This is a genomic window from Burkholderia pyrrocinia, assembly GCF_003330765.1.
GTDB lineage: Bacteria > Pseudomonadota > Gammaproteobacteria > Burkholderiales > Burkholderiaceae > Burkholderia > Burkholderia pyrrocinia_B.
This window is the reverse complement of record NZ_CP024903.1, coordinates 1,315,459-1,333,443: the sequence shown is the minus strand read 5'-3', so window position 1 is coordinate 1,333,443 and position 17,985 is coordinate 1,315,459. Positions and strand designations below refer to the sequence as shown.

The 17,985-nt window shown below is 64.5% G+C and carries 15 protein-coding genes; 6 read left to right on the top strand and 9 right to left on the bottom strand.

Going from position 1 to position 17,985, the window contains the following annotated elements:
* Nucleotides 1–58: 58 nt before the first annotated feature.
* The 5 genes from CUJ89_RS23460 to dmpG all read left to right on the top strand — a co-directional run bounded on the left by CUJ89_RS23460 (nt 59) and on the right by dmpG (nt 5,890).
* Nucleotides 59–1,624, top strand: a complete 1,566-nt coding sequence (locus CUJ89_RS23460; RefSeq protein ID WP_114179794.1) for a DUF1302 domain-containing protein — start codon at nt 59–61, stop codon at nt 1,622–1,624.
* Between the two features lie 37 nt (nt 1,625–1,661).
* Nucleotides 1,662–3,044: a DUF1329 domain-containing protein gene (locus CUJ89_RS23455; RefSeq protein ID WP_114179793.1), complete on the top strand. Its 1,383-nt coding sequence runs from the start codon at nt 1,662–1,664 to the stop codon at nt 3,042–3,044.
* 102 nt (nt 3,045–3,146) lie between these two features.
* Nucleotides 3,147–3,929 carry a 2-oxopent-4-enoate hydratase gene (dmpE, locus tag CUJ89_RS23450; RefSeq protein ID WP_114179792.1) on the top strand — a complete coding sequence of 261 codons (783 nt, stop codon included), beginning with the start codon at nt 3,147–3,149 and terminating at the stop codon, nt 3,927–3,929.
* Between the two features lie 13 nt (nt 3,930–3,942).
* Nucleotides 3,943–4,842: an acetaldehyde dehydrogenase (acetylating) gene (locus tag CUJ89_RS23445; RefSeq protein WP_114179791.1), complete on the top strand. Its 900-nt coding sequence runs from the start codon at nt 3,943–3,945 to the stop codon at nt 4,840–4,842.
* Between the two features lie 16 nt (nt 4,843–4,858).
* The gene (dmpG, locus tag CUJ89_RS23440) at nt 4,859–5,890 is read left to right on the top strand and encodes a 4-hydroxy-2-oxovalerate aldolase (RefSeq protein ID WP_114179790.1); all 1,032 of its coding nucleotides are present in this window, start codon (nt 4,859–4,861) and stop codon (nt 5,888–5,890) included.
* A gap of 124 nt (nt 5,891–6,014) precedes the next feature.
* Here the strand turns inward: dmpG and CUJ89_RS23435 are convergent, their stop codons facing one another.
* The 7 genes from CUJ89_RS23435 to CUJ89_RS23405 are packed head-to-tail and all read right to left on the bottom strand — an operon-like array spanning nt 6,015 to nt 14,220.
* The gene (locus tag CUJ89_RS23435) at nt 6,015–7,484 is read right to left on the bottom strand and encodes an efflux transporter outer membrane subunit (protein ID WP_114179789.1); all 1,470 of its coding nucleotides are present in this window, start codon (nt 7,482–7,484) and stop codon (nt 6,015–6,017) included.
* Nucleotides 7,485–7,490: 6 nt separating this feature from the next.
* Nucleotides 7,491–8,621 (bottom strand): ABC transporter permease, encoded by a 1,131-nt coding sequence (locus CUJ89_RS23430; protein WP_114179788.1) that lies wholly within the window; start codon nt 8,619–8,621, stop codon nt 7,491–7,493.
* 2 nt (nt 8,622–8,623) lie between these two features.
* Nucleotides 8,624–9,550 carry an ABC transporter ATP-binding protein gene (locus CUJ89_RS23425; protein ID WP_114179787.1) on the bottom strand — a complete coding sequence of 309 codons (927 nt, stop codon included), beginning with the start codon at nt 9,548–9,550 and terminating at the stop codon, nt 8,624–8,626.
* Nucleotides 9,547–10,512 carry an HlyD family secretion protein gene (locus CUJ89_RS23420; RefSeq protein WP_114179786.1) on the bottom strand — a complete coding sequence of 322 codons (966 nt, stop codon included), beginning with the start codon at nt 10,510–10,512 and terminating at the stop codon, nt 9,547–9,549. The genes CUJ89_RS23425 and CUJ89_RS23420 overlap by 4 nt, the downstream gene beginning before the upstream one ends.
* 42 nt (nt 10,513–10,554) lie before the next feature.
* Complete coding sequence (locus CUJ89_RS23415; RefSeq protein ID WP_114179785.1) at nt 10,555–11,769, bottom strand: alpha/beta hydrolase family protein; 1,215 nt, start codon at nt 11,767–11,769, stop codon at nt 10,555–10,557.
* A complete protein-coding gene (locus CUJ89_RS23410; RefSeq protein ID WP_152036658.1) occupies nt 11,762–12,970 on the bottom strand; it encodes a phosphoadenosine phosphosulfate reductase family protein in 1,209 nt (402 codons plus the stop codon). The genes CUJ89_RS23415 and CUJ89_RS23410 overlap by 8 nt, the downstream gene beginning before the upstream one ends.
* Nucleotides 12,967–14,220 (bottom strand): hypothetical protein, encoded by a 1,254-nt coding sequence (locus CUJ89_RS23405; protein ID WP_114179783.1) that lies wholly within the window; start codon nt 14,218–14,220, stop codon nt 12,967–12,969. Before CUJ89_RS23405 ends, CUJ89_RS23410 begins: the two co-directional genes overlap by 4 nt.
* A 668-nt stretch (nt 14,221–14,888) precedes the next feature.
* Between CUJ89_RS23405 and CUJ89_RS23400 the strand changes: the two genes are divergently transcribed.
* Nucleotides 14,889–16,268 (top strand): MFS transporter, encoded by a 1,380-nt coding sequence (locus CUJ89_RS23400; RefSeq protein ID WP_114179782.1) that lies wholly within the window; start codon nt 14,889–14,891, stop codon nt 16,266–16,268.
* 70 nt (nt 16,269–16,338) lie between these two features.
* On the opposite strand, the gene CUJ89_RS23395 is transcribed toward CUJ89_RS23400, so the two are convergent.
* A complete protein-coding gene (locus CUJ89_RS23395; RefSeq protein WP_114179781.1) occupies nt 16,339–16,587 on the bottom strand; it encodes a hypothetical protein in 249 nt (82 codons plus the stop codon).
* The gene (locus tag CUJ89_RS23390; RefSeq protein WP_114179780.1) at nt 16,584–17,831 is read right to left on the bottom strand and encodes an alkaline phosphatase family protein; all 1,248 of its coding nucleotides are present in this window, start codon (nt 17,829–17,831) and stop codon (nt 16,584–16,586) included. Before CUJ89_RS23390 ends, CUJ89_RS23395 begins: the two co-directional genes overlap by 4 nt.
* Between the last annotated feature and the right edge of the window lie 154 nt (nt 17,832–17,985).

Below are 17,985 nucleotides of genomic sequence, written 5' to 3'. Positions count from 1 at the left end.
CTGCCTCTCACGACAACACACACAGACGATCGTCGTCGATACCCCAAGAGGAGACACCATGCATCAACGGATTTCGCGCCGTACCGACAAGCGGGCAACCGCCACGCTGTCGACGCTGGCCGCCGCGCTGCTGACGTGCGCCGTTCCCAACGCGCACGCCGGCAGCACGATCGAGCTTGGCGCCGACACGACGCTGGACTATACGTTCACGCTCAGTTACGGCCTCGGCATGCGCACGCGCGCACCGAGCGGCAATCTGTTGACACCGGCGAACATCAACGGCGACGACGGCGACCGCAACTTCGCGAAGAACAAGCTGATCGAGAACCAGGTCAGCCTGCTCGGCGAAGTGAACCTGAAGCACGACGACTGGGGCGTGTTCGTGCGCGCGGACACGTTCTACGACCAGGCCTATCACCGTCCGAACTACAACGACGCGCCGGGCACCGTGAACCAGTCGGGCCAGTACAACAACTTCACGAGCGATGCGCGCTACTGGTCGGGCGGCCACACGACGCTGCTCGCCGCGTATGTGTACAACACGTTCCACATCGGTTCGACCAGCCTGAACGTGAAGGTCGGCGACCAGGTCGTCGCATGGGGCGAAAGCCTGTTCTTCCCGAACATCGCGGGCGCACAGGGGCCGTCCGACGCGACCAAGTCGTATATGGCAGGCGCCGAGGTGAAGGACATCCTGCTGCCCGTGCCGCAGATCTCGACGCAGTGGCAGATCACGCCGAACTTCAGCCTGCTCGGCTACTACCAGTTCTCGTATCAGCAGAACCGGCTGACCGCACCCGGCACGTACTGGAGCTACTCCGACGTCACGGGCCCCGGCGCGCAGTTCATCATCGGCCCGGGCGGGTTGATCATTCCGCGCGGCCCCGACGACAAGCCGAGCGCGCGCAACCAGTGGGGTATCGGCGCACGCTTCCGCGTCCTCGGCGACACCGAGCTCGGCGTATACCACCTGCACTACAACGACATGAACCCGAGCGTCGTCACGACGTACTTCCCAACGCTCCAGTACCAGCAGACCTATTTCAGCAACATCAAGCTGACCGGCGCGAGCTTCTCGACGCAGGTCGGCCCCGTGAACGTCGCGGGCGAAGTGTCGTACCGCCAGGGCGCGGCCGTGCTCGTCAATACGGCGACGGGCCCGCAGTCGACGCGCGCGAACGTGCTGCAGACCAACCTGTCCGGCATCTATTCGATCGGGCCGAGCTTCCTCGCGAATTCGCAGTCGCTGGTCGGCGAACTCACGTACGTGCATGCGGGCAGCATCTCGGCGCTCGACGGTTCGACGACGCTCACGAATTCGCGCAACGCGCTCGCGATGGAGATCGCGTGGACGCTCAGCTACAAGAACGTGTTCAACGGCTGGGATCTCGACGTGCCGCTGACCTACTCGCACGACCTGACCGGCACGTCGCCGCTCGCCGGCGCGCTCGGCTCGCTGACGGGCCAGGGCGACCACCGCGTGACCGCCGGCGTGACCTTCACGCGCCTGAGCAACCTGCAGCTGTCGCTCGTCTACGCGAAGTTCCTCGGATCGCCGAACCCGGTCACGCGCCCGCTCTCGGATCGCGACTACGTGCTGGCCACGGCGACCTACCACTTCTGAGCGGCCCGGCCGCTCGTCACTCAGCAAGAGGATTGTCATGAAGCGAATTCGTCTCCCCCTCCTGCGCGCGTCGGTGATGGCCGCGTGCGCACTCGTTGCGACGGCATCGTTCCCGAAGGTCACGCCGGACGACCTGAAGGCGCTCGACGGCCCGCTGACGCCGATGGGCGCGGTGCGCGCCGCGAGCAAGGACAGCGGCGTGCCCGAATGGTCGGGCAAGTGGCTCGGCACACCGCCCGACGTGCAGTACAAGCGCGGCAGCCGCTACCCCGATCCGTTCGCGAGCGAGAAGCCGGTCGCCACGATCACCGCGGAGAACATGGCGCAGTATGCCGAGCACCTGACCGACGGCCAGAAGGCGATGTTCAAGCGCTATCCGGCCACGTTCAAGATCAACGTCTATCCGACCCATCGCGACTTCCGCTACGCGGATTCCGTCTACAAGGACATCCGCGCGTACGCGCCCGATTCGACGATGACGTCCGACGCGAACGGCCTCACGAATGCGCCGCCGACGGTGCCGTACCCGATCCCGAAGACCGCTGCCGAACTGCTGTGGAACCAGCGCTTCTCGTCGGCGATCGGCGCCGAGCAGGCGACCTACGACCAGGCCGTCGTGTACTCGGACGGCAACATCGCGTGGGGCAAGGTGCGCTACGACATCTACTCGCCGCGCAACGTCGGCAAGTACGACGTGAAGAGCGACCTGAACAACCGCACGTACTACCGCAACGCGACGGAGCTGCCGCTGTCCGACCGCGGCTCGCTGATCGTCGGCTTCACGAACTGGGACAAGGCCGGCGCGGACAACTCGTCGCGCACGTGGATGTACAACCCCGGCACGCGGCGCGTGCGCCAGGCGCCCGAGTACGGCTACGACCAGCCGCAGGGCCCGGGCGGCTTCCGCACCGTCGACGACGACCGCCTGTACAACGGCCCCGGTGATCGCTACGACTGGAAGATCGTCGGCAAGCGCGAAATCTACGTGCCGTACGACAACTACAAGGCGATGGACACCTCGGTGAAGTACGCCGACCTGCTGACCAAGGGCCACGAGAATCCGTCGTACATCCGCTACGAGCTGCATCGCGTGTGGGTGCTGCAGGCGACGCTGAAGAGCAACTACCGTCACCAGTATGCGAAGCGCGTGCTGTACCTCGACGAGGATTCGTGGATGACGCTGCTCGCCGACAACTACGACGCGCGCGGCCAGCTGTGGCGCACCAACGTCGCGACGACGCTGTACGCGTTCGACGCGAAGGTGTTCTACCCGGGCGTCGTGTTCTACCACGACCTGATCTCGGGCGCGTACATGGCCGACCGCCTGACCAACGAAGGCCCGATGCCGAAGCTCGACAACAGCCCGCAGTTCAACGAGGCGTACTTCTCGCCGGACGCGATCCGCAGTTCGGGTAACTAACTGACCAACCGACGCGGAACGCCCGCGACCCACGCGCCGGAGCCCCGCTCCGGCGCACGACGCCGCCCGCGACGGCGGCCTGTTCCATTCGAGGGCCCTTTCATGTCTTCCCGCCTGCATACGACGCTCGGCGACGAGCTGTACGCCGCGTGGCACGCACGCGCGCCGGTCGCGCCGCTGTCGAGCCGCCCGCGCCGGCTGTCGCTCGACGACGCCTACCGCATCCAGCAGCGCTTCATCGAACGTCGCGTCGAACACGGCGAAGCGGTCGTCGGCAAGAAGATCGGCGTGACGAGCCAGGCCGTGCAGGACATGCTGAACGTGCGCCAGCCCGATTTCGGCATCCTGCTGTCCGGCATGCACTACGCGGCCGGCGAGGCGATTGCCGCCGACTCGCTGATCGCGCCGCGCGCCGAGGGCGAGATCGCGTTCATCCTGTCGCGCGACTTGCGCGGCCCCGGCATCGACCGCACCGACGTGATCGCCGCGACGGCCGCCGTCGCGCCCTGCTTCGAGATCGTCGATTCGCGCATCCGCGACTGGGCGATCCGCATCGAGGACACCGTCGCCGACAACGCATCGTGCGGCGTATACGTGCTCGGCGATGCGCGCGTCGATCCGCGCACGCTCGATCTCGCCGCCTGCGAGATGACGATCGACAAGAACGGCGAGCCCGTCGCGCAAGGGCGCGGCGATGCGGCGCTCGGCCATCCCGCCGACGCGGTCGCGTGGCTCGCGAACACGCTCGCCGCGTATGACGTGCCGCTTCTTGCCGGCGAGATCGTGTTGTCCGGCTCGCTCGCGAAACTGATTCCGGTCACGGCCGGCGACGCGCTGTCGATGCACATTTCCGGCATCGGCAGTTGCGACGTCCGCTTTATCTAAAGGAACAAGCCAGATGAAGAAAATCAAATGCGCACTGATCGGGCCCGGCAACATCGGCACCGACCTGCTATACAAGCTGCGCCGCTCGCCGGTGCTCGAACCCGTGTGGATGGTCGGCGTCGATCCGGCGTCCGACGGCCTCGCGAGGGCGCGCGAGTTCGGCCTGAAGACCAGCGACCAGGGCGTCGACGGGCTGCTGCCGCACGTGGCCGACGACGATATCCGCATCGCGTTCGACGCGACGTCGGCCTACGTGCACCGCGACAACTCCGACAAGCTCACCGCGCTCGGCGTGCGGATGATCGACCTGACGCCCGCCGCGATCGGGCCGTACTGCGTGCCGCCGGTGAACCTCGACGCGCATCTCGACAGCGCGCAGATGAACGTGAACATGGTGACCTGCGGCGGCCAGGCGACGATCCCGATGGTGTACGCGGTGTCGCGCGTGCAGCCGGTCGCGTACGGCGAGATCGTCGCGACCGTGTCGTCGAAGTCGGTCGGCCCCGGCACGCGCAAGAACATCGACGAATTCACGCGCACCACGTCCGGCGCGATCGAACAGGTCGGCGGCGCGCGCAAGGGCAAGGCGATCATCGTGATCAACCCGGCCGAGCCGCCGCTGATCATGCGCGACACGATCCACTGCCTGACCGACGGGCCGCCCGACGTCGACGCGATCACCGCATCCGTGCACGCGATGGTCAAGGAAGTGCAGCGCTACGTGCCCGGCTACACGCTGAAGAACGGCCCGGTGTTCGACGGCAATCGCGTGTCGGTCTTCATGGAAGTCGAAGGGCTCGGCGACTACCTGCCGAAGTACGCGGGCAACCTCGACATCATGACCGCCGCCGCGGCCGCCACGGCCGAGCGTTTCGCCGAACAGATGCTGGCCGCGACGGCCGCCACCGCTTGAGTTGAGGAGCCACGCGATGTCACTTGCAGGCAAGAAGATCACCGTCCACGACATGTCGCTGCGCGACGGGATGCACCCGAAGCGCCACCAGATCACGCTCGACCAGATGCGCGACATCGCGCGCGGGCTCGACGCGGCCGGCGTGCCGCTGATCGAGGTCACGCACGGCGACGGGCTCGGCGGCGCGTCGGTCAACTACGGTTTCCCCGCGCATACCGACGAGGCGTACCTGAGCGCCGTGATTCCCGAACTGAAGCAGGCGAAGGTGTCGGCGCTGCTGCTGCCCGGCATCGGCACCGTCGAGCATCTGCGGATGGCGCACGCGCTCGGCGTCGGCACGATCCGCGTCGCGACGCACTGCACCGAGGCCGACGTGTCGGAGCAGCACATCGGCCTCGCGCGCACGCTCGAGCTCGACACGGTCGGCTTCCTGATGATGGCGCACATGTCGCCGCCGGAGCAGCTCGTCGTGCAGGCTAAGCTGATGGAGTCGTACGGCGCGAACTGCATCTACATCACCGATTCGGCCGGCCACATGCTGCCCGACGACGTGACCGCGCGAATCGGCCAGGTGCGCGACGCGCTGAAGCCGGAGACGGAGCTCGGCTTCCACGGCCACCACAACCTCGCGATGGGCGTCGCGAATTCGGTCGCGGCGGTCGCCGCCGGCGCGAACCGGATCGACGCGGCCGCGGCCGGCCTCGGCGCCGGCGCGGGCAACACGCCGATGGAAGTGTTCGTCGCCGTGTGCGACCGGATGGGGATCGAGACGGGTGTAGACGTGTTCGCGATCTCGGACGTCGCCGAGGATCTCGTCGTGCCGATCATGGACGCGCCGATCCGCCTCGACCGCGATGCGCTGACGCTCGGCTATGCGGGCGTCTACTCGTCGTTCCTGCTGTTCGCTAAGCGCGCGGAAGCGAAGTACGGGATTCCCGCGCGCGACATCCTCGTCGAACTGGGCCGGCAGCGGCTCGTCGGCGGCCAGGAGGACATGATCGAGGATGCGGCGCTGACGATGGCGCGGGCGCGGGCGGTGGCGGCGTAACGGAGCTCCGTTCGCCGTCGACGCGCCGCATGCATGCGGCGCGCTCGTCCCGGTTGCCGGCTCAGGCAACCCGGGCCGGGTCCGCAACAGTTGCGGTCCCGGCCTCACAACCGCATGCATGTGATCAGTGCGTGCTCCCGGCATCGCCGCCAATGGCGGCAAAAAACGAAACCGTACTGGCCATCCGGGCCGCGCGAAGCCGAATCACCTCGAGTCGGGCCAGGCCGTACGCATACTCGGCCTGTAACACGCCGAGTCGATCGCCACTGCCATGGGCAAGCTGGCTGCTCGTCATCGCAAGCAACGTATGTTGACGTTGCGTCACCGCGGAATGTGCGCGCAGCGCCTTCGTGTCCCGATCGATTTCCGCCATGGTGTCGGCAACGCTCTGCAACCCGCCGAGCACGACGTTCCGATAGTCCTCGAAGGTCGCATCGTACGCGGCATACGCCGCGTCCCGCGCGGCTCGCAATTCACCACCGTGAAAAATCGGTGCGCCGAGCTGGGCCCCGATGTTCCAGATCGTCGTCCCGCCGGCGAACAGTTGCCCGAGCACCAACGGTGACGATCCGATGCTCGCTCCCAGTTCGATCCGCGGGTACAGGTTGGCAGTCGCGATACCAGCCAGCTCCCCGGCGATGTGCAGGCTCGCCTCCGCCGCCAGGATGTCGGGCCGTTGACGCACGAGTTCCGACGGAACGATCGACGGCAGGTTTTGCGGCAACTGCAAGTCCGGCAGTCGGAACTCCGGGAGCGAATGGGGAGAGGTAGCGCCCGCATAGACCGCCAGTTGAGACCTGACCTGCAGCAATTCCGCACGTAATGGCGCCAGCGCGGCTTCGAGGCGATCGATGTCCGAATCGCCATCGATGGCTTCCCGATAAGTCACACTCCCGATCGCATAGCGTTCATGCAACGCCCGCTGAATCGCCCGGCGATTCCTCAGCAACGCCTCGTTCAGTTCGATTTCGTCGCGCAGGCGCCCTTCCCGGATCGCGGCCGTCACGAGATTGGCGGCCAGTGCCAGGCGTGCGGCGTCTGCCTGATGTTTCCGGACCGCCGCTTCGTACCGTTTCGCGCCGATCCGATGTCGCTGCGCGCCGAAAAAATCGAAGTCATATCGAACACTCACGTTCGTGTTGTAAAGCATGAACGGTGACGGATTCGGAATCATGGGCAGGCCGACTGCAGCGGTATTCAACTGCTCTTTCTTCGCTGACGCACCTAAATCGACCTGCGGATAGCGACTTGCACCGCGTTGAGCAGCGAGATACTGCGTGGCTTCGATCAGGCGCAATTCCGCGCTGCGTATGGACGGACTGTCCGTCACTGCCTGCTCGACGAGCGCATCCAGCGCAGGAGAACCGAAGCGCCGCCACCAGCGCGCGTCGCAGCCGACAACCGTGCACGCATCGTCGCGGCCGGTCGTGACGACGCTCATTCCCATGAAGGTCGACGGCAACGACAAGTCGCTCGCGGACCGCGGGATAAATGCGGGACCGCTGCAACCCTGTCCCGCGCCGATCGCAATCGCCGCCGGCAAAACAGCCATCCAGCGGGAACCACGGCGACCGGGAAAATTTCGTTGTGTCATCGTCGATCAATCGAGCGTGTTTCTGTATGCGACCAGGCCGATCACCATGGCAACGAAACCGAACACAACCAGCGCCGCAGCGTCGGGCCAGATTTCGTGCCATCCATTTCCCTTCAACAGCACACCCCGAATGGCCCTGTTGAAATATGTCAGCGGCAATGCATTGCCGATCAGTCTCGCCCAGCCGGGCATGCCGGCAAACGGGAACATGAACCCGGAGAGCAGCACGCTCGGCAAGAAATAGAAGAACGTCATCTGCATCGCCTGCAACTGGTTTCGCGCGATCGACGATATGGCTATGCCAACCATCAGGTTCGCGACGATCAACAGCAACGCAAGGCAGTAGACCGTTACCCGATTTCCTTCGAACGGCACGTCGAATACGAAACGGGCCGCGAGCAGAATGATCGTGCACTGCAAGACCCCGATGAGGATGTACGGAACGATCTTTCCGCAGATCACCTCGACGGATGTCGCGGGCGACGCGAGGATGTTCTCGATCGTCCCGCGTTCACGCTCGCGCGTAATGGCGAGACTCGTCATCATCACCATCGTCATCGACAGGATCACCCCCATCAGTCCGGGAATGATGTTGTACTGGGTGATTCCCGCTGGATTGTAGATTTTGTGTACCCGAGGCGAGAAGGCATGCGGTGGCGCGGTTACCGCCAATGCCCCGGTCAGGTCCTTGTCCAGCACCGTCCGCACCATCGTATGGAACGCAGCGATCGCGTTTCCCGTTGCGGCGGGATCGGTCCCGTCCGCCTCGACAAGAATCTCCGGATGCTCGCTGCGCACCAGCCTCCGGGAGAAATCGTGCGGGATGCTGACGATGAACTGCACCGCGCCCCTCTGCAGCGCGTCGCGTGCCGCACGCTCGGAAAACATGCCGTCCCGGACATCGAAATAGCCGGTATTGCGCATGCCGGCAACGAGCGATCGGGAAAATTCGCTTCGGTCGTCGGCCAGTACGATCGTCGGAAGATGCTTGGGATCGCTGTTGATCGCAAAGCCGAACAAGGCCAGCTGAACGAGTGGCAGGATGGCGATCATCCCGAGCGTCACCCGATCGCGACGGATCTGGAGAAACTCCTTCACCACCATGCTCCACCAGCGCGAAATCGAGATTCCGATCATGGTCAGCCGAGCGCTTGCGACGCATCGTTCATCAGATGCAAGAAGACGTGCTCGAGGTTCGTCTCGATTCGTTCGACTGCCACGCCGCCGTCGCTGACCGCGTCGAGACTCGCCGCGAGCGCGGCTTCGTCGCGTCCCGATACATGCAGTGCACGTCCGAACGCAACGACCTGCTCGACACCCGGTTGCTCGCGGAGCCGATCGTTCAATCGCACCAGATCGCCGCCCGATACCGCCCAGGTATGGAGTGCTTGCCGCCGCACCAGCTCACGGGCTTCGCCGTGTGCCAGCAACGTGCCGTACGAAATGTAGGCCAGCTTGTGACACCGCTCGGCCTCGTCCATATAGTGCGTGCTGACGAGCACCGAAATGCCGCGGGCAGCCAGCCGGTGCAGTTCTTCCCAGAATTCGCGGCGCGCACTCGGATCGACGCCCGCCGTCGGTTCGTCGAGCAGCAGAAGCTCGGGCGACTGCAACAGCGCAGCAGCAAGCGCCACGCGTTGCTTCCAGCCTCCCGACAACGCACCCGTCAGCTGGTTCGCACGCGACTCCAGCCCCATCTCGGCAAGAATCCGCGCGACGCTTTCCTTGCGCGCGTCGATTTCGTACAACCGTGCCACGAAATCCAGATTCTCGCGAACCGTCAGGTCCTCCCAGTAGGAAAAGCGCTGCGTCATGTAACCGACCCTTCGCTTGATTTCCCGGCATTCCGTCAGGATGTCGAAGCCGAGGCAGGTCCCGTGCCCTGAATCGGGCGTCAGCAGCCCACACATCATGCGCAACGATGTCGTCTTGCCGCTTCCGTTAGGACCGAGAAAGCCGAATATCTCGCCACGGGCGACCTGCATGCTCAGATCCTTGACGACATGTCTCGCGCCGAAATGCTTGTTCAGATCATGCACGTCGATCAACGGCGTCGCGTTGTTCATGGCGTCACCTCGACCGGCAAGCCGGGATGCAGATTGCGCGCGGCCGCATCGTCGGGCCGTGCCTCGACCAGAAACACCAGCTTCGAACGGGCTTCGATGCTGTAAATGACTGGCGGCGTATATTCCGCTTCAGGTGCGATATGGCTGATCGTCGCCGAATAGCCGGGTTCGCATCCGTCGCAAGCCAGCTTCACCGTATCGCCAACGCGCAGTCGCGACAGCCGGGGCTCTGGCACGAAGAAGCGCACCTTGGTGTTGCGATCGACGAGCATCTTGACGACCGGGTTGCCGACCGCTACCCATTCACCCCGCGTAAAGAAGGTGTCGACGACGACGCCGTTTCCGGGAGCCTGCACCGATAGTTGTCTGTATTGCCGCTCCGCGCGTTCGTACTCAGCCTGAAGCGCTTCGGTGTTCTGTCGTTGCGAACGAAGTTGATCGTCTCGTGCCGGCAGGCGCGCCGTCTTGAGCTGACTGATCAGTTCCCTGACCCGCGCGCTGTCCACGCGAGCCGCCGCACGCTCGCCTTCGAGCTTGTCGAGCGAAATCGCGCGAATACCGTAGTCGGCCTCGGCACGCGCGAGCCGTTGCGTCGAACGGGTGGCGGTGGCCCGTGCCTGTTCGAGTTGCGCCTTCAACGCGTCGATCTCCGAAGGACGTCTTCCTTTTTCAAGGTCGTCGAGCACGCTCAGCGCCGACTGCCATTGGTGATATTGGCGCTTGGCCGCCTGCTCCAGATCGGGTGAGTCGATCTCGAACACGGCCGTCCCGGCGGCAACGCGCTGGCCGCGCGCTCCGAACAACGCTTTCAGGTTCCCGGAGTACGGTGCCGACAGATAGGAAAACTGCCCTTCCATATACCCCTGATAGGTCTCCGGCGGTTCCGTACAGCCTGCCGCCAACAGGCAGATGAAGGCGAATCCGAAACCGGCCCGTTGGGGCATGAGCGTGATGCGTTTCATAGTGAAGAGGCCGAACGTGACACGGTTTTACGCGACGCCGGCTCAGGCAATCGGCAAGCGGTGATCCGACGGACGTCGACTCCCGGTTCTCCGCCGGTACGCGTCGAGAAAGTCGGCGGCTGCAGCGCGACGGACTTCCGCGACATACTGCGTACAGCAATGGTCGCCGTCAGCGAAGAGCGTGAGCTTCACGTCGCCCGCTCCCCCGAGTCCGTTCAGGGTATCGCGCAGCCATGTCTTGTCGGCCACCGACACGAGCGGGTCGCGGCCCCCGTGAACGATATGGACATGTGCACGAACCCTGCCGAGCATCGCGATATCTCGAACGGCGAAACCATTTGCCGCACGCCTGGCTTCGTCCATCGACGTGATGCCCAGGATCTGGCAAAACTTGCTTTTCAGGAAAAAGGGTAGTTTGTTGAATTCGCGGGCGTCGACAGGACCGCCCAGATCGAGAATCGCGCTGACGCGCAGGTCGATCGCGGCGATCTTGTAAGCCCACATGCCGCCCCAACTGATCCCGGCAACGGAATAGCCTTCCGTGTCAATCTGCGGATAGTCGCTCAACCCGTCAACGCAGGCGACGATCGCCTCTTCGAAGTTCTCTGGCCATGTCATGCCATCGAGCAGAAACGCCTCGCCCTGCCCTGGCCCATCGATGCACAGAACGGCAAATCCTGCGTCGGAAAACAGCAACTCGCTGGCGAGATGCTCTTCCTTGACGTCATCCATGCCATGCACGATCACGGCCAGCGGGATCTTCCTGGACGGCTGCGGCCGCTCAGGCAAATGCAGGTTTGCCCACATCGGCCGGCCTTGCCAATCGATACGCAGACGGGCGAATCGAGCGCCGAACGCCCGGCGCTCGGCTTCGAGATAGAAGTCGCGACACTGCCGATAGGCGCGCATTTTCACATCTGAAAGCGGCAGACAGCCCCATTGGACGAGATGGGCGAGAAACGACAGCCGCCGATAATGCGCGACGATCTCGTCGTTCGACATCCCGGGCAGCATCGCCTCGACCTGCCGAATTTCTCCTTGCAGAAATTCCTCGCCTTTTGTCGGCCAGTCGGAGAGACCGCTCATCGCGGCAAGAAAGCGATCCAGCGTGTTCTGGTCGAACAGCGCCGCACGCCAGCGATTCCAGAAAGGCCGCGTGATGTTCTTCACACCCACTACGCGCGACAGTGCGAAGATGGCACGGCTGAGTACATGATCGGTAAAGGAGTAGGCGTCGGTTTCGCTCAGGTTACGCATCGTGCTTGTCCTTTCGAAGCTTCACGCCGAATTCGGCGGCCTCCCGATCGCTCAGTCCGAGCATCGTCGCGCCGAGCCGCACGATTGCCGGATCGGGGGAACTCGACGCCGCCCGGTCCGGTGCGTGCCCGAGCCGCCGTTCGTTCGCGTCGATCACCTGGTAAAGGTCGAAGCCGAATCTGGATCGCATGACTGCCCGACCCAACTCGTTGATCATGCAGTTCGAACTGCAGGCACCCGTATTTTTCGGGAGAATCCAGCCATATCGCTCGATATGCGCGATCTGAACATCTCGCTCAGGCCTTCGGACAAGCTCGTAGAACGGCACGAGCACGGTTGGAAAGCGGATATCGTTGGGGTCGGCGTCCAGCGCACTCGCCTGATCAGGGATCGCTTCGCGGAACGGCCGTACGAATTTGGCAACGAGATCGTTGACTTTCGGCAAGGCTTGCGAAGACAACACGCCGGCGCCTTCGAGATTCAGCCGGTTCTGCCCTTTTTGCGTGCCGATGAAGCACAGCGGAATGCGATGGCGATTCGCAAACGCGCTCGCGCTGACAGCGATCAGCGAAAAGCACGGCCAGCATGCGGACCCGTAGGTCATCGCCCCTTTTTGCAGATCGATATCCGAATGCTCGCCGATCGAGAACCCGGATCGGAACAATGCATCCGTGAGCGTTTTGTCCGGCCGTTCGATGACGAGCGGGATACCGAGTGCCCCGGTCACGCGCCGCGCGCTTTCGAGCGTCTGCGGCGACTGATAACCGGGATCCAACATCCATGCGCAGACGTTCACCCCTTTCTCGGCAAGCTTGATCAGCATGTATGTGCTGTCCTTGCCGCCGCTGTAAAGCACCATCGCGGAGTAAGTCGAGCGCGTGTCGCGTACCGGAATCGAATCGAGAATGCCCGCCGCCACGCCGAGGCCGCCTTCCCCGATAACCGACAGACGTTTGGCGATCGACAGTGCGGTGTGACGCCAGGTTCGCTCGCCTTCAGCGGCAGAGATCATCGCATCGATCAGCCATTCATGGTCGGCCTCCGGCTCGTATTCGGAGCGCCGGTTGGATTGCCTGCCGGAACAGTGTGCGCAGAGCCCTGATGCTGCGACGGCCGGCGACTCGGTGCCGTTCATGAGCGCGTCATAATGCAACGGCATTCCGCACGCATTGCATCCGCGATAAATCGGGACCTGTTTCATGAGCGGCCTCCCGGAGGGTTGCGCGATTCGAACGCGTCGACCGCGAAGCGGCGGAAGTGCTCGACGTCCAGCAGATGCTTTCCGCATTGGAGCGGTGGAATCCCGAACTTCATGTCGTCGAACGCGCGCTCATAGGCCAGCAATTGCGCCACATCGGCCTCGCCAATGTTGCCGGCGAGCTGCGGCAGGCTGGCTCGCAGCAACCCCTCGGCAAGACACGACCATGAAACGACGCTGCCGTGCCCATGGTCGTCAGCGAAATCGAACGGAAAGAACGACCGGTATGCGATCTCGCGCACGTCGACCAACCCTGCGTCGCACGGGAGGATGTCGCCACGCGCCTGCACGCGGCCCCACGCCGCATCGCGATTCCAGCAATAGGGCTGGCTGTCGTCGATCAAGATCGTACCGGGCCGGACGAGATCGATATCGAGGATGGACGGCGTGCTCACCGCGCTGACAATCACGTTGGCCTCGCGATAGCATCGGCTGTCGGCCGGCAACGCGTGACGGGTCGGGAGCACCTCAACCGATACCTGCATCGGTGAGCATGACGCCACTTCCTTTGCGATGGCGTGAAGCCTGTCATGCTGTTGCAGCGTGTCGACGAGAATCAGACCGGCAGGCCTGGTAGCGCGTGTCGAATGCGCCAAAAGCCTCGCCACCCCTGCACCCACGCTGCCGACCCCAACAACGGCGAGGACGGCGTCACTCCCGTTCATTCTGGATTCGCACAGTGCCTTGTCGAACTGGCGGACGATCGATACGGACGTCACCGCGTGGCCGGTCGTCAGTTCAATGCCAAGTTCCTTCGAGCGTGCTTCGATGCGGCGTCCGTAATTCGTCAACGATCCGGTCAATCCACCAAGACAGACGTGCCGTGCTCCCATCGCAGCAACCTTGGCCAACCCTTCATTTTCGAGGCGGCCGCGGCTGTATGCGCGCTTTCTCGGGTCGATCATGTCTTCCGCGAGAATCGGCAAAAACAGTATTCCGATGTTGAGATCCTTCGCCTCGATGATTTCGCCATAAACGGGCTGCAGGCAGTTCAGCAGATCCCCTATCGCCTCGCCATCGAGCGCGCCGGTCCATGGGAACATTCGCGCAACATCGGCCCTGTCGCGGGGATGGGTCAACAAAACGACATCGATATCGCCGTTGCCATCGCTTTCCGACCATTTTCTTTGCGCGGACGGGCCAAAGCAGGCATTCGATGCGGCCACTGTCTGAAATTCAATGCTTTCGTTCATTGGTGCACTTCCATCGTTTCAGTTGAAGCATGGACGGCGAATTCTTCGGATTGGTTTAACGGATTTGACTGCACGCGAAAATAACCCACTCAATTGCGACCCGGCCACGGGAATTCAAAAAATAATTATTTTCAATCGATCAATTTCAGACATGTCTTATAAAACTTCAGATATCCCCAGCAGCCATGAGAGTCAACCTTATTGGCGACGAATTCTATTTTTAAGGCCGCAGCGCGTCAACATCACAATCCATTGTTTTTTATGAAATTTATCTGGAAACAATTTTATTTTTCAATTTGAAACAAATTCACCATTAATACTTGTACGAAATCATGAATTGCATTCAACGAGCAATGCCGATTCATACCGAAAATATGACTCCAGCCAATTCAGACATGGAAATCCCGTCTTGCAAACAACAACCCGATTGGTCTAGCAGATGGGAAAACCGTCGCCCCGGCGCTCCATGTGAAGTTTTTTCCCGGACATGAACGCCCGGAGCCGCCTGGATCGCTCCGGGCATGCCGCCTGCTAGCGACAAGATGCGGCGACGATCCCGCGATTGCTGCTGTGCCTGTCACGCGCATCGACGGATGTCCGCACTACTGACATGACGCTGTCAGCAGAGCCTCGCTACCCTCCGGCTACCGTTACTCGAGAATTGCCCAATGCCCCAAACGGAACGTATTGCCGGCAATCCCGCACATCGTCACGGCATGACCTTGCTGACCCTCTGCCTCGCCGTGCTCGTCGCGCAGGTCGACACGGCGGTCGTCAATCTCGCGACGCGCGCGATCGGCGACTATTTCCACGCGGGGGTCGGCGCATTGCAATGGGTCGTCGACAGCTACAACCTCACTTACGCGGTGCTGCTGCTGACCGGCGGGCTGCTCGCCGATCTGCACGGCCGGCGCCGCGTCTTCATCGCCGGTACCGCCCTCTTTACCGTCGCGTCGCTGCTGTGCGCGCTCGCGCCGTCGGTGTCGGTGCTGATTGCCGCACGCGCGCTGGCCGGCGTCGGCGCGGCGCTGCTGCTGCCGGCGTCGCTCGCGATCGTGCGCGTCGTGTGGCGCGACCCGGTCGAGCGCGGCCGCGCGCTCGGCATCTGGGCCGCGTGCAACGGCGCGGCGATGGCGATCGGCCCGACGCTCGGTGGCGTGCTGATCCGGCACTTCGGCTGGCGCAGCATCTTCTTCGTGGTCGTGCCGCTCAGCATCGCCGCGATGCTGCTCGCGATCCCGGCGGTGCCCGAGTCGTCCGACCCGCACGGCCGGCACGTCGACGGCGGCGCGCAAGTCACGGGCGCCCTCGCGCTCGGCGCGCTCGCCTATGCGGCAATCGTGTTCCGCGATTCGCCGGCCGCGTGCGCGCTCGCGGGCTGCATCGCGATCGCGTCGTTCGCCGCATTCGTCGCGATCGAGCGGCGCCACGGCGCGGCCGCGCTGGTACCGCTCGACCTCTTCCGGATCGGCGCGTTTCGCGGCACGATCGCCGCGACCACCGGCATGACGTTCGGGATGTACGGCGTGCTGTTCCTGCTGCCGCTGACGTGGCAGAGCATCGGCCGCCTCGACTCGACCGGCGCGGGCCTCGCGCTGCTGCCGATGGCGCTCGTGTTCGTCGTGGTGTCGCCGTGGTCGGGGCCGCTGTCCGAACGCGTCGGCACGCGCGCGACGACGGCCGGCGGCGTCGCGGTGATCGCGGGCGGGCTTGCCGCGATCGGTGCGTCGGCCGGTTCATCGAGCCTGATCGGCGCCGAAATCGGGCTCGCGCTGACGGGGCTCGGAATGGGGATCGCGACGGGCCCGTTGATGACCGTCGCCGTCGGCGCGGTCGAGGCCGCGCGCTCGGGCACCGCGAGCGCGCTCGTCAATGTCGCGCGGATGACCGGCGCGACGCTCGGGATCGCGGTGCTCGGCACGCTGTTCGCGGCCGCGCACGGCGGCGCGGCTGGCTTGCGCGCGGCGATGTTCGCCGGCGCGGCCGTTCAGTTGACGGGCGCCGCGGTGTCGGCGGTCAGCGTGCCGCGCGCGCGGCAGGCGGCGTGACGCGTCGCGGCCGCGCTCATGCAATGCAGGCACCGCTTCACGCCGCCCCAACCGCGCGCCGCACTGCCTGTCAGCGATGCTTCCCGCCGTGTCGACGGTGCCGATGCGCTGCGCGCGCCTGCTGCAGCGCCGGCATCAGTTCCTCGATGTATTGCCGCGCCTGCCCGCGCGTGACGATCTCGCTGAAGCGCTGATGGGCCTTGTCGTGGCCAACCAGCGCCGCATGCGCTTTCTTCAGGATGTGCAGATAGGCGATCAGGCTCGTGCCGTCGCGCACGGGCAGCGCATCGCGCGGGTCCGGGGCCGGGGTCGTACTCATGTGCCGATCCTTTGCGGGCAGTCGGTGCGGCACGTGGCCGTCACGAGCCCCAGCAGGTTATTGGCGAGACGATCGCGGTCGGTCAGCGGCGCCAGGCCGAACAGCCGGCCGAGCGTCGCGGCGACCGACGCATGATCGTACGGCGTGTGGTCGACCTGCCCGGCCGCGACCCACGGCGAAATCACGATCGCCGGCACGCGCACGCCGTACACGTCGAACCCGAAGCCGCTCGCATTCAGCGTCGCGGCCGCGCCATCGTTCGGCGGCGGCGCGGCGCCCGGCCTGACCGAGTCGTAGAAACCGCCGTGCTCGTCGTAGACGATTACGAGCAGGCTGCTGTTCCACACCGGCGAATTGCGGATCGCGTTGTACACGCGCGCGGCAAGCTGGTCGCCGCCGGCCAGCCCGTCCATCGGGTGCTGCGAGCTGCCGTTCCGGTAAGTGCCGTGCACGATGTCGCCGTAGCCGGGCTCGATGAACGTATAGCGCGCCGTGTAGCCGGCCGCGAGATCGGCTTCGAAATGCGCGAGGTCGTCGACGTCGAAGAAGCTGATGCCCTTCAGCGACGCGACCTGCGGCACGTGGCCAAGCGGATCGCCCGACTGGTCCTGGTAGATGCGCCAGTTGTCGTCGCCGAGTGCGCCGAAGATCGAGCCCTTCGGATAGGGGAAGCCGTCGAACGCGTCCCACCCGGCCATTTCTTCCTTGGTCGGCGAGTGCTCGAGCCCGGCCGACGACGCGCCGTGCAGGAAGAAGCGGTTCGGCCAGGTCGGCCCCGGCATCGACGCATGCCACGCGTCGCACAGCACGAACGCGTTCGCGAGCGCGTACAGCGACGGCGCCTGCGTCCGGACGTCGGCGCCCTGCATGATCTTGCCCGCGTCGGCCGGCTGCGGCGGCGTGCCTTCGGAATGCGACATCGCGTAGTTCGACACGAACCCCGAATTGCCGACGGGCGGATAGGCCTGCCCTTTCACGAACGGCACGCCCGCGCCGCAGAGCTGCTCGAGCACGTCGGTGAATTCGTGGCATGGATCGGTCGGCATCCGGTCAGGCGCGCCGCCGCCGAACGGATAGACCGCGCCACCGTAGGCGTTGCTGTCGCCCGGCGACGCGGCGACGATGTCGGCGATGCCCGACAGCGCGAACAGGTGATCGAACGAGCGGTTCTCGAGCATCAGCACGAACACGTGCTGGATGCGGTCCTGAACCGCAGGGGATGCGGGGGCTGCGTCTGCACTCATGGCGCCTCCTGGCGTCGCGAGACGAATGTCCGGCTGGCATGATCGGCGGGCGCCGGGCGGGTGCGCTGAAAGCGACTGAAGGGATTGAAAGCCACGCCCGCGGGCCGCGAATTGCCGACGAGTGTACGGCCGCGCCGGCCCGCGCGTAAAGCCA